Annotated in this window: 8 protein-coding genes and 2 pseudogenes; 2 read left to right on the top strand and 8 right to left on the bottom strand. The window is 71.2% G+C overall.

Annotation, left to right across the window (positions count from 1 at the left end):
- Positions 1–156 precede the first annotated feature (156 nt).
- The 4 genes from FRCN3DRAFT_RS0224865 to FRCN3DRAFT_RS58285 all read right to left on the bottom strand — a co-directional run bounded on the left by FRCN3DRAFT_RS0224865 (position 157) and on the right by FRCN3DRAFT_RS58285 (position 5,812).
- Complete coding sequence (locus FRCN3DRAFT_RS0224865; RefSeq protein ID WP_007510690.1) at positions 157–4,347, bottom strand: DUF6603 domain-containing protein; 4,191 nt, start codon at positions 4,345–4,347, stop codon at positions 157–159.
- Positions 4,344–5,015: a peptidoglycan-binding domain-containing protein gene (locus FRCN3DRAFT_RS0224860; RefSeq protein WP_007510692.1), complete on the bottom strand. Its 672-nt coding sequence runs from the start codon at positions 5,013–5,015 to the stop codon at positions 4,344–4,346. Before FRCN3DRAFT_RS0224860 ends, FRCN3DRAFT_RS0224865 begins: the two co-directional genes overlap by 4 nt.
- Positions 5,016–5,372: 357 nt before the next feature.
- On the bottom strand, positions 5,373–5,642 hold the full coding sequence (locus tag FRCN3DRAFT_RS58290; protein WP_007510693.1) for an integrase core domain-containing protein: 270 nt from the start codon (positions 5,640–5,642) through the stop codon (positions 5,373–5,375).
- Positions 5,639–5,812 carry a hypothetical protein gene (locus FRCN3DRAFT_RS58285; protein WP_007510695.1) on the bottom strand — a complete coding sequence of 58 codons (174 nt, stop codon included), beginning with the start codon at positions 5,810–5,812 and terminating at the stop codon, positions 5,639–5,641. Before FRCN3DRAFT_RS58285 ends, FRCN3DRAFT_RS58290 begins: the two co-directional genes overlap by 4 nt.
- A gap of 595 nt (positions 5,813–6,407) precedes the next feature.
- Between FRCN3DRAFT_RS58285 and FRCN3DRAFT_RS0224845 the strand changes: the two genes are divergently transcribed.
- Together FRCN3DRAFT_RS0224845 and FRCN3DRAFT_RS54275 are read left to right on the top strand one after the other, a co-directional pair.
- On the top strand, positions 6,408–7,424 hold the full coding sequence (locus tag FRCN3DRAFT_RS0224845) for a 2OG-Fe(II) oxygenase family protein (protein ID WP_007510697.1): 1,017 nt from the start codon (positions 6,408–6,410) through the stop codon (positions 7,422–7,424).
- Between the two features lie 283 nt (positions 7,425–7,707).
- Positions 7,708–8,502, top strand: a complete 795-nt coding sequence (locus FRCN3DRAFT_RS54275) for a hypothetical protein (protein WP_007510698.1) — start codon at positions 7,708–7,710, stop codon at positions 8,500–8,502.
- Positions 8,503–8,674: 172 nt separating this feature from the next.
- Here the strand turns inward: FRCN3DRAFT_RS54275 and FRCN3DRAFT_RS46110 are convergent, their stop codons facing one another.
- From FRCN3DRAFT_RS46110 to FRCN3DRAFT_RS46100, 4 genes and pseudogenes are all read right to left on the bottom strand, one after another.
- A complete protein-coding gene (locus tag FRCN3DRAFT_RS46110) occupies positions 8,675–10,228 on the bottom strand; it encodes a sensor domain-containing diguanylate cyclase (protein ID WP_007510700.1) in 1,554 nt (517 codons plus the stop codon).
- 236 nt (positions 10,229–10,464) lie between these two features.
- Positions 10,465–10,668 carry a hypothetical protein gene (locus tag FRCN3DRAFT_RS49805; protein ID WP_007510702.1) on the bottom strand — a complete coding sequence of 68 codons (204 nt, stop codon included), beginning with the start codon at positions 10,666–10,668 and terminating at the stop codon, positions 10,465–10,467.
- Between the two features lie 8 nt (positions 10,669–10,676).
- Positions 10,677–11,084 (bottom strand): annotated as a pseudogene (locus FRCN3DRAFT_RS58280) (aldehyde dehydrogenase family protein).
- Positions 11,085–11,347: 263 nt separating this feature from the next.
- Positions 11,348–11,839: pseudogene (locus FRCN3DRAFT_RS46100) on the bottom strand (transposase); the annotation flags it as partial.
- Positions 11,840–12,008 lie beyond the last annotated feature (169 nt).

The raw sequence follows: 12,008 nt of genomic DNA, 5'->3' as shown, positions 1-12,008 counted from the left end.
CGACCGTCGCGCGCAGCGCCCCCGCCGCCGGGTCGCGGACCGCCGCCGCGAGTCCAGTGCGCACGTAGGACAGGAATGTGTAGGCCGCCAGCGCCACGTCGCCGGGCGTGAACGGGACGTCGGGGGTCGCCGGCGAGGCGACGAGCGGGCCGTCGGTCACGGCATGTCTCCGATCGGGGCCAGGGGTGTGCCGGCGACGCGGTACGGGTTGGCGGCCGCGGCCCGGCCGACCGGGCTCGCGGCCAGCGCCTGGGCTGCCTGCTTCTGGGTGAGCTGCGCCGCGTCCCCCGCCACGGTGGGCAGGTCGGCGCGGTGCGGGAAGACGGTCTCCCAGCGGTAGTCGGTCTGCCTCGCCGTGCCGAACCGGGCGGCACCGAGCCCCGTGGCCAGGGCGCCGGAGGTGAACGGCTCGAAGGCGGGCCGGGACAGCTTCTGCTCGTCGGTCAGGTTCAGGTAGAGGCCGGGCGCGAACAGGTCCGTGACCGGGGCGGCGCCCGTGGCCGTGGCGCCCGCGGTTCCCGCGAGCGTCGGCGGGCCGAGCGTGAGCAGGTGCTCGCTCACGGGCCGCCCGCCGAGCTGGTCGATGCGCACGCCCAGCGGGACGGCCCGCTGGCGGACGCCCACGCCGCCGAGCGGGTGGGCGAACAGGCTGCCCGCCGCCGGGGTGGCGTCGCGCAGGGTGACCAGGTGCTCGGCGCCGTCCGGCGGCAGCACCTCCCAGGCCGACGGGCGGGCGAGCTCCGCGCGCAGCACCGCCAGCGGCGAGGCGAGCGGCGGCGGCGGGTCGGCGCTGGTGCCCCAGGTCAGCGGGCCGACCTCGAGGTCGATGTCCGGCAGGAACGACAGCTGGAGGGTGGCGGTGCCGTGCGCCACCCACCGGCCCGGGCCCTCCAGGTGCAGGGCGAGCGCGATGCTGGCGAACGTCTCGCCCAGCGCGCGGACGGCGATGCCGGCGCGGATGTCGACCTCGAAGTGGAACGGCGCCCACAGCACGATCGCGTCGAAGGCGAGGTAGCCGCGCGCGTCGGCGACCCCGAAGTCGATTCCCGCCTCGACCCGGGCGCCCAACATGAAGGCGTTGCTGGTCAGCGCGACGTACGCCTCGGCGCGCAGGGTCAGCAGCGCGGGCGGAGACATGTCCACGGTCACCCGGCGCAGGGCGGACAGCTCCGGCGGGCCGGCGTAGCCGGGGTGGAACCCGCCGGCGGAGACGGCGAACCGGGGGTTGGCGCCGTAGCCGAACAGCAGCCCCAGGTCGCCGCTGAGGGTGAACCCGGCCATGCGCGACCCGGCGAGCGAGACCAGCACCAGCGCACGTTCCGGGGTGATCTCGCCGTAGACGCCGGCCCGCAGGTCGACGATGGGTGCCTGGGGGCTCGGCAGGGCCACCCGCAGCGCGCCGAGCAGCACCAGCTTCGGCGCGGGCAGCTGCAGGAACACCCCGACCTTGGCGGTCAGGAACGAGATCGGGCTGCCCCAGCCGAGCTCGAACGCCGGGCCGACGACGACCGTGCCGGACCGGGCGGGGAACAGCCGTTCCAGCAGCCCCGCGTCCACGCGCTCCGGGTCGTCGGGGAACAGCAGCACGTCGGCCGTGCCGTCGCCGACGCCGGCGATCATGGCGTCGCTGGACAGCCCGCGGTTGACGGCGAGCAGCCCGCCGACGGCGTTGAGCGTGAACCCGAACGACAGCTGGATCGGCGCGGCGAACCGCGCGAACAACATCAGCAGCAGGGAGAAGTCCGGCTCGGTCCCGATCAGGACGATCGCCTGGGCGCGCACCGGGCCGATGACCAGGTCGAGCACGCCGTGGTAGGTGCTGCCGCGGCGGGCCGCGAAGCCGCCACCGCGCACCACCGCGGCGTTGACCTCCAGGCCGGCACCGTCCGGTGGGCGCGCCTTGACGGCCAGGGGCGTCGCCGCGGCGGGGTCGACGGTGAGGATGACTCCGGCGCCCTGGATGTGGACGGCCACCGGGCCGAGGCTGCCGGTCAGGTCGACGGCGAGCTCGAAGTCCCGCTCGGGCAGACCGAACGTGAGGTCTCGCAGCGCCAGCAGGGCGTTGCTGACGGTTGCGGGTAGGCGTACCCGGGTTGCGGTGCCGCCGCCGACACCGACGCCGTCGAACGAGTCGACCCTGACCGTCAGGGTGGCCTTCACGTCCGCGCCCGCGCCCGACGACAGCGCCCCGACCAGCGCGTCCGCCGCGAACCGGACGGTCGCCTCGGCGGTCAGCGTCACGGTTAGCCGGGGCAGCGCCCAGTCGAACTGGACGGTCAGCACCGGTCGCCGCAGCGCGAGCACGCCGGCGAGCTCGACCGGCGTGTCGGGCCCGTGAACCTCGGCGCGCGCCACCGGGCCGGAGACCGTCCACGGCCACGAGGCCGGCAGGCGCAGCTGCGCGGCCAGCCCGCGCGGTCCGGCGGTGGCCGACGTGATCGCCCTGGCGAGCGCCTGGTCGGCGGTGCCTGCCGCCGGCAGCGCGGCGGCGGCGCGCTGGCAGGCGGACCGCAGGGCAGCCAGCGCGACCGCCAGGTGCGCCAGGACATTGGTCGGGGCGCCAGTGGCCGCGGTCAGCTCGGCGCGAGCCTTCGCCAGGTCGTTCGCCACGTCCTGCGCCAACGCGGCCGGGACGGCCAGCGCCGGCGCGCCGGCGGCGGCCGGCAACGCGGGGAAGCCTGCGGCCCCGGCCACCGGGCCGGCAAGGGCCGGCGGCGTGTGGGAACCCGCCCCGCCGGCCGCGGGGCTGGCTCCCGCACCGCCGGTGAGCAGGTTGACCAGGGCGTCGGCGCCGGTATTGACCAGGCTTGCCAGCCGGTCGCGGGCGAACTGGAGGACGGAGGGCAGCAGGCCATGCTCGTCGTCGGCCGGGGCGGGGGTAGTAGCGGGGGTGGGGGTGGTGCCGGTGGTCGGCCGTGGGTAGGTGACATCGGCGAACCCGGGGAACGGTGGCGAGGCGGCGCCGTCGTCGCGTGTCACCACTACCGGGACCGTGCCGACCGGCCCCGCGGGTGCCTGGATCGTGAACGTGTCCTCGTCGGGGAAGATGAGTGGGCTTTGGACGAATGTCGACATGTCGGCCTGCACGCCGCCGAACGTCACCGATGTGACGCCGACCAACCCCTTCCCCACCACACGGACAGTGGTGCCCGCGCGGCCGAAGCGCGGCACGACCCCCCACACGACCGGGTCCCCGGTCGGCTGCGGGAAGTCGTCGACGACGAGCAGGAAGGTGTCGTCCACAGAGCCGGTCGACGGGCCGGCGCGGGTCACCACCCTCACGGTGTAGATCCCGTTTGGCACTCGTGGCACCAACACGCTCACCGATACGTGCAGCGGGTCGGCCGGGTTGACCGGGAGATCCGGGTTGGCCCCGCGCAGGTCGAACGCTGTCGTCTCCACGTCGTTGAACAGGATGGACCGGGTGTCCCAGAGGTTGTTGCCGGTGATGACGACGCCGGTGAAGGGACGTGCCGCGTGCGTGGACAGCTGAATGGTGGCGGGCCGAGCCAGGTCGAGCACGCCGTCCCGGTCGTCGTCCACCCAGCCGAGGTGCCCGGGCGACTGCGGGCACAGCGCGATGAGCTCGAGCTCGTTCATGAGACAGGGCACCTGGTGCGGGTTCACAACCGCGGGCAGGCCCGCGGACGGCGCGACGATGAACTCGCAGTTCTCATTCCGGGTGTCGAAGAAGCCGACATTGTCGCTGGCCTCGCACATCACCCGGCCGGTCTCGCCCAGGCCATACTCGTCCGGCGCGTCGAACAGGTGGGCCAGCTCGTGGGCGACCACCCGCCTGCGCCGTTTGCTGTCCCGCTCGCTTTTGGTCACCGGGGACATGCCGACCACGGCGTAGTCGCCGCCCTCGCTCACCGCCCAGGCCGAGTGGTGAACCGGGTACTTGGTGAGGAACAGGACCGCGGCGTCGGCGACACGGAGGCCGAACACCGTCGTCCGCCTCAGCTTTTGGCGCAGCTCGGCCATCTGCTTCGCGAGGTCGTCGGTGCCCAGCGAGAGCTTCGTCCTGAGCGCCCTGGCCGCCAGGGGGAGCCACACGTCGTCGCGCCTGGCCGGGACCTCGTCGGGAGCGATCTCCAGTTCATGTGGGTCGAGCGACAGCGTCACCGTCGTCGAGTCGACGGAGAACCCGAACATCTCGCGCACCGGCACCGGCTGCGCACGCGCCCAGTCCTGGCCGAGCTGGCGCAGAATCCCGAGGCCGGAGTACACGTCCCGCAGCGCGGCCGCGCTCTCGCCCGGCGCGAACCGGGCCGAGGTGCCTGGCGGCCCGTCGACGACCACCACCTGGATCAGAATGTGGCCGATCAGCGGCCGGAAGTGGCTCATCCTGCCGCCGGAATGCAGCCGCCGAGGTCGACGGACACGTTGTCGGCCAGCTTCGGGTCGGCCTCCTCGAGCAGGAACGCCGGGTCGAGCATCGAGATCCAGACGCCGACCAGCTGTGCCGTGTCCGGGTCCACGCCGTCCGGCACCCGCGGGTCCTCCGGTGTGACCACCCCCGCCAGCGCCGTTCCCACCAGCGCCGCCAGCGCCCGCAGTGTCGCCGGCCCACCGGTCACGGCCGCCGCGGCGGTGCCCAGGCCGAGCAGGAGCTGCCCGCCGGTCGCCGCGACGGCCGCGAGGGCCGTGGCGATCCCGGCCTCGCCCACCCCCGCGCCCGCCACGGCGACGACCCCGAGGGCCGTGCGGGTCTCGTCTGCGGCGGCGATCTGGTCGAGGCGGACGACGGTCTTCGGGCCGACGTCGTCGAAGAGATCCGCGGGCGGGACGGCGAGCACCTCGACCTTGAACCGGTGCACCGCCGCCGCGGTCTCCCCGCCGAAGGTGCCGTCGGCGCCATGGACCGGCAGGCAGGTGTGATCCCAGATCAGCAGCGCCGCCTGCACCTTCCGCACGGCCGGGTGGGTGGCGTTCTGAGTCTGGGAGATGCGTTCGGAGCCGCCGCGGGCGATGCGGTCGAGAAGGTCGTCACCAGCAAACAACTGCGAAAGCATCGCGCTCCCCCGCACACGGCCTTCACGGCTATCAGGCTCACCATCCTGGCAGCCGCCCGGCCCCGAGGGAACGGTCGATCCACACAATTATCCGAATGGGCGACCCGAGACGCGGCTCGGCGCCGCCGGCGCGGTCAGCCCGCTGAAGTCTCCATCACCGCAGGTCGAGGATCTGACCAGGCTCCCCGAGAGCGCAGGCGCGATCCCGGCGGCGCGGCCCGGCCCGGCCCGGGAAGTCGGGAAAAGTTCCCGCCGGGCGGGAAGGTATTCAGGCTCATTCGGCCGCGGCACTGCTCAGCGCACCGTCGGACAGCTGCGCCCGGGGAGGGGTACCTGCCGAAAATACATCCGGGCTGGTCAGGCAGCATGTTCGTACTCGCGCAGGATGCCGGCGAGCCGGTCGCGTCGGCGGACGGTGAGACGGGTCAGCCGGTCCGGGTCGGTGATTGGTTCGGGCGGCGGTTGGAGTGGTCTGGCGTTGGCGATGCCCTGGTGTGGCCGATGCGTATTGTCGAACGCCTCGTAGGCCCGGAGGGCGGTCAGGAGATGCCGCTGGTTCCAGATCAAGGTTCGGTCGAGGAGTTCTCGGCGGCAGGTCCGTACCCACCGCTCCATGATCGCGTTCATGCGGGGGACTGGATGCCGCTGCGCACGATCGTGATTTCTGCGTCGGCGAGGATCGCGTCGAACAGCGCTGGGTATTTGCGGTCGCGGTCGCGGTCGCGGATGAGGTAGCGGGCGGTCGATCCGGCGTCCTGCAGATCCATGGCGAGGTTGCGGGCGGCCTGGTCACCCACGCTGCGGTGGGGTGCGCGGTGGCGCCGAGGATCCGGACGCGCCGGGTGGCTTGTTTGATCACCGCGAGGATGTACAGGCGCGTCCCGGTCAGGGTCACGGTCTCTGGGAAGTCGGCGGCGAGCAGGGCGCGGTCGGTGGGCTGGAACTGGATGCGTTGGCCGTCGAGCTGGCGGTGCAGCACGGCGATCTGGCGGCGCAGGGTGAGGATCTCGATGTCCTTGGCACGGTCACCGCGGGGCAGCAGCTACGGCAGTGCGAACGCGTTCGTGAGGCCGAGATAGGTCAGGCGAAGCACCACGAACCGCCATCCTCGCGCATCGCCGGCCCGACGAGCGAGGGCCAGGCGCTGGGAGGACCGTGGTCGGCTACCGCAGCGGCGACCGCTCTGAGCAGGGCGGATGACATTTTCGGCAGCTACAGGGTCGTCCACAAGGCCGGACCAGGCATCGCCGCACGTGACACCCGTCATGGAACCCGTTCACGAGGCGGTGCCACGCTTTCGGTTCTATCTCGCTTTAGGCTCTGGTACACCTTTGGTGATGACCGTCGCCATTGTGCCGCGGGATCGATGCGTGGACCCCAGAAGGAGACCAGATGGCCGACCTCCGGACATTCCAGCTTCCCGACTTTGTGGACGGCACGAAGTCGGACATCCAATTGGCGGGCGAACTGATCGACGCGTGGCGGGCTGGCGGAATCCTCCAGGTGGCCGCCGAACCGGAGCAGGACCAGAGGACCAAGGCTGCCATAGAGTCCAGCGGGCGCTTCTTCGGTATGCCGACCGAGTTCAAACGCGACTGTATCAGCGGCCTGACCTACAGCGGATACATTGCGTTGGGAGAGGAGCGCACGGCGGGAGAGGCGGACTACTCGGAGATTTTTACCGTCTGCCCGGACGTCCGGCTGGATGATCCCCGGGTGCGGGCGCAGTGGCCGTGCCACGGCCCGGTTCCCTGGCCGGACGACGAGTACGAGCACGACATGCTGGCCTTCATGGCGGAGCTGGGTTCCATCGGCGAGAGGCTGTTGAGGCTGACGGCGCTGGGCCTGGGTATCGACGTCAAGGGCCTGACGGACCTGACAGCAGGCGGCTGGCACCATATGCGGGTGCTCCGGTTCCCGGCCCGGTCGGAGCACGCGAGCAGGGGCATAGGAGCCCACACCGACTACGGGCTGCTTGTTATCGCCGCGCAGGACGACGTGGGCGGCCTCTACATACGCCCGCCGGTCGACGGCGAGCAGCGAAGCAGGAACTGGCTGCCCGGTGAGAGCATGGCGGGCAGGTACGAGAACGAGGAGCCGTGGACGTTCGTGCCGCCGGTTCCGAGCGTGTTCACGGTCTTTCCCGGTGACATGCTCCAGCTCATCACGGACGGCTTCCTGCTCTCCACGCCGCACAAGGTGAGACTCAACACCCGTGAGCGCTTCGCCCTGGCCTACTTCCACGAGCCCAACTTCCAGGCCCGCGTCCGCCCGCTGTCCGGCGGGGGAGACGGCGACTACATCCACTACGGAAGACACTTCACCAGCATGTTCATGCGCTCATATCCCGAACGCGTCACCACGCGGCGGATCCTCGAGGAGGACCGCCTGTCGCGCCTGATCCCCTGAACGGTGGCGACCGCCTGACCCTGGTTCGGGACAAGCTCGAACGGCTCGATTTGGTCACGTGGATCCTCGGCTTGTTCGTCGTGCCAGACGCGTTCGCCGGACTCGGCGGGCCGCCCGAGCGGTCTCGTGCTCTGGTTCAGGTTCGCGCGTCGTAGACCAGGAGTGCGATCTGCACCCGGTGCAACTGGACGGTCAGGGGCGCTGAGCGGGGCGAACAGCACGTCAGGGATCATGACGGCATGGTGTCGACGGTCGTGTTCCTGCTGATCCTAGGCTGCTCGGCGTGGCCGGTCTCGGGGGCCGGTCGGACGAGAAGGACGTCGAGATCGCCGTCCTGCGCCATCAGCTTGCGATGCCGCGTCGCCAGGTCACCCGGCCGCGGTACGCCCCGTCCGATCGGATGCTGCTGGCCAGCCTGGCTCAGCTCCTGCCCCGTCCGCGCTGGTCGGCGTTCCTCGTTACCCCTGCCACTCTGCTGCGCTGGCATCGAGAGTTGGTCCGCCGACGGTGGACCTATGCGCAGCCGCGTCGCGGTCGCCCGCTTGAGGACGCGACGGTGCAGCTGGTGCTCCGCCTGGCCCGGGAGAATCCTCGCCGGGGCTACGTTCCGCATCGTCGGGAATGCCGCAAGCTGCAGGTCCCAGGTATCAGCCACCTCGGCGCGCACCCTCCTGCGCCGCCACGGCCTGGGCCCGGCACCCCCGACGTGGCGCCGGGCCGAGCTGGTCGCAGTAGCGCAGATCGCAAAAGAGCGGCTGCCGTACTAAAGCGGCGACTGGCGGATCATCTCGGCGCCGCGGCGGCACTCCACGAGTTCGACTTCACGACGGTTATAGCGCACGCCCCGAAACTCGCCGCCAGCGTCGACCCGCCACTGCCGGGCCGCGTGGCCGAGAGCGTGCTGCCCACCATGATCCGTACCGGCCGTCTGGCCGTCCGGGCACCGGAGATGTCGGGATGCTGGCCGGCTCTGGCCGCGCCGGTCGGCCGGCCCGGCGCCTACAACGTTGTGATCGCCGTGTACCGCCCCGGCCCGGACGCGGAGCCGTTCACCGACCGGGACGAGGAGTTCGTCTGATACCTCACGTCCTGGCCCGAAAGCCTGTCGCTTCCCTCCGGGATGGCGGAGAGTGAACGCGACGCGCTGCCGGGCAGGCCCCAACGGGACGCGCCCGCCGTGCCTGGTGATCAGCCGCCGTCTGGCCTTCGACCAGCAACGCGGTCACGGGACCCGATCGCGCAGGCGTCAATCACGAGCTTCGTGCGCCGTGCGGCGTCGCGTCCCGAGTGGGGCCGTCGAACAGCTGGTAGCGGGCTCGGCCGCGCCGTTTGGCGGTGTACATCGCAACGTCGGCGGCGCGTACGAGCTCGTCCGGGGTGGAGATCCCCAGTTCGGAAAGGGCGACGCCGATGCTCGCGGTCACGGAGGCCGTTTTTCCGTCGTGGGACCTGGTTGTCGACACCGCCGTGAGAACGCGGTCCGCGACCGTCTCGAGCTCGTTCACGGCAGCGATACCCTCGCAGACGACGGCGAACTCGTCGCCGCTGAGCCGGGCGACGAAGTCATCGGGGCGGACCGCCCGGCGAATCCGACGCGCGACGTCGCACAGCAGATCATCACCGGCCTGGTGACCGAGCACGTCGTTCACGACCTTGAAACCGTCGAGGTCGATGAAGAGGAAACCGACGCGCCGTCCATCTCGCCAGGCTTCGTCGAGCGCCTTTCCGAGGTGGTCGAAAAGCGCGCCCCTGTTCGGTAGCCCGGTCAGTATGTCGTGCAGCGACTGGTAACGCGCCTCGGCTGCCCGTGTTCGCGCCGCCTCGGCCGCGTCGGCCGACGAAGCGGCGCCGGAGATCTGGGCGGCTGCCAGGGTGAAGAAGGTGCGGTAGTCGCTGTCCAGCGGGAGCCAGTCGCTGATCCCGGCCACGAGCAGCCCGAGGGGCGGCTCGTAGCCACCCGCCGTGAGCGGGAGAATGATGGCGCGGTTGAGGGTCGGAATGTCTGTGGTGGGCCTGAGGTCGAGCCGCTCGACGAGCCGCCTTGAGATCATCATCCGGCCCGAGAGCAGTGAGTCGCGGAACTCGGGCAGGAGCCCGTCGGGGTCGAGCGTGCCCGGGCGGGACAACACACCCGGCACCGCGGCCAGTCCGGTCATCGCCACCGGCCGCGCCACCGGCCGGGCGGCATCCGGATCTCGCAGGACGATCATGCAATAGGGAACGTCCGCCGAGGCGCGGCCCATTGCCTCGGCCGCGTTCCTGAAGACCTCTTCGGAGGTCTGCGCGTGGACGGTGACACTCGCGATCTCGCGCAAGCGGGACAGTCGCCGCAGACCGACCACCTGCGCCGTCGTTTCCTGGGATGTCGTGAGCACCCCGAGCACCTCGGCCGATGAGATCCGCCGAATGGGGCTGTAGGAGAAGGTGAAGAAGCACTCCTCCAGGTACCCGTGCCGGTCGAGCAGGACCCGCAGGTTCTGCGACCAGGTCGCCCCGCCGCCGGACATCACCTGGCCGAGCAGCGGGTCAAGGATGTGCATGACCTCCGCGAAGACCTCACGGAACGGCCGACCGATACATCCCGGGTGTTTTCGCCCCACATGCGAGATAAGGGCGTCATTGTGCAGAACAATGAGCTCTGGCCCCCACAGAACCTGCATCGGAAATCGGGACTCGAGGCAGATACTCACCGCCATCCGAAGCTCGGCACACCAGCCGCGTACCGGGCCGAGAGGCGTGGCGGACCAGTCCATGGTCGACATCAGCTGGCCTACCTCGCCGCCGGAGGCGAAGACCTGAGCCATCCCATGCGCACCTTGCCGGCCACCTGACGCGAACCGACCGGCGTCGGAAGCTCTCAGGGGAGAGCCGTCACCCCCCGCGTTCTCTCTGGTCACTCCATGTCTTCGATCATCGGCCACCGGATACACGTCATTGGCACATCGCCGCCGATATTGGCCGTGCCCCGCGCCGCCACCACCGAAACGGCGCCATCGAGCCGACACGACGGCCGAGGCCGAGCATGGCCGTCACACCGCCATCACGCCGCTCCCGCACGGAGCAGGTCGCGAACCTCGGCGGCCTGCTCGATGCCCTCGTGGACGGTGTCGGCCACCGGTATCAGTGTCAGCGTGCGGGCACCTGCTTGGATGCACGGCGCCAGAAAGCCCGCGACGTCCTGCGCCGTTCCGGCGGCGCTGATGTGGGCGAACATCTCCGCAGGCGGGTTGTACAGCCGCGACATCCGCTCCCTCAGCGCGCCCCTTGCCGTGCCAGCGTCTCGGCCGAACCGGACCCAGACGTTGAGCCCCGCGAACGTCGGCGCCAGTCAGCCGGCCGCCGCACAGGCCGCCAGGATCTGCTCACGGGCGGCGGCATACCTCCGGGCCGAGCACCACATCCCGAGCCAGCCGTCGCCGTGCGTGGCCGTGCGCCGCACGCGGCCATCACCGCGCGCCCGGTGCGCGCCGAACCGGTGAAGGCGATCTTGTCGACGTCGGCGGCGCAGAGCGCCGCGCCGGTCTCGCCGGGACCGGACACGAGTGACAGGACCGCGGCGGGCCCCTAGGGGTTCGCCGCCGCCCACGCGTCGACCAGGTATCGGCCGATCGCGGTGGTGTACTCGCTGGGCTTGAACACGACGGAGTTGCCGGCGGCCAGCGCGTAGGCGATCGCTCCGACCGGTGTGTAGACCGGGTAGTTCCGCGGGCCGATGACCCGACGACGCCGAGCGGCCGGTGCTCGACCCGGGCGGCGAAGTTGGCGGTCAGCACGGTCGTCCGCACGCCGCGCCCGCGCAGTACCCGGCCGGCGTTCCTGGACGCCCAGCGGATGTGCTCGAGGGCCAGGACGAGTTCCAGGTAGGCACTGTCTGTTGCATTCGGAAGGTCTCGGGCGCGCGGAGGCCTTGGCAGGCTTGAGGATCAGACCGCCGCGGCGAGCTCGGAGAACGCGACCGACAGCCGCAGTCGCGGATCGGCGTCGGTGGCGAGTTCGTAGTGGCCGCGGCGGATGTTCTGGACCAGCGAGTGTCCGGTGCTGATCGTCTGGGCGGAGCGCAGCTGTTTGAGCCCGCGCATCGGCCGAAGCCTCGCCTTGAGCCGGCTGAGGTCGGACTCGATGCGATTGTTCTCCCGGGCGGCGTCGACGTGGCAGGCCTCGGGCAGCAGTTCGTCGAGGATCCGTGGGTAGACGGGTGCCTTGTCGGTGGTGACCTCGACCGGCCGGCACCCGTGGGTGAGCGCCCGTTCGAAGAACCGCCGCGCTGCGAGCTGGTCGCGCCGTGCGCTGGCGAGGACGTCGATGACCTGTCCGTGCTGGTCGACGGCCCGGTAGAGGTAGGTCCACCAGCCTGCGATCTTGACGTAGATCTCGTCGACATACCATCTGCTGGCCGGCCGGTCTCGGCACGGCCGTTCGGGACCGATGAGGCCGGCGGGTTTGTGACGGTCGATGAGTTCGGCCGTCCCGATGGCGATCCGCGAACGCTGGTCCTGGGTGAAGGGCGTTACGCGGGTCGGGGCCGTGACATATCTGTGTCGGGGGGCGGGCCGTGAGTCGCCGGCGGGGTGGACCGCTGCCGGG

Origin of the sequence: Pseudofrankia saprophytica (assembly GCF_000235425.2) — a bacterium.
Taxonomy (GTDB): Bacteria; Actinomycetota; Actinomycetes; order Frankiales; family Frankiaceae; genus Pseudofrankia; species Pseudofrankia saprophytica.
The sequence above is the reverse complement of the archived record's forward strand: the minus strand, read 5'-3'. Positions and strand labels throughout refer to the sequence as shown.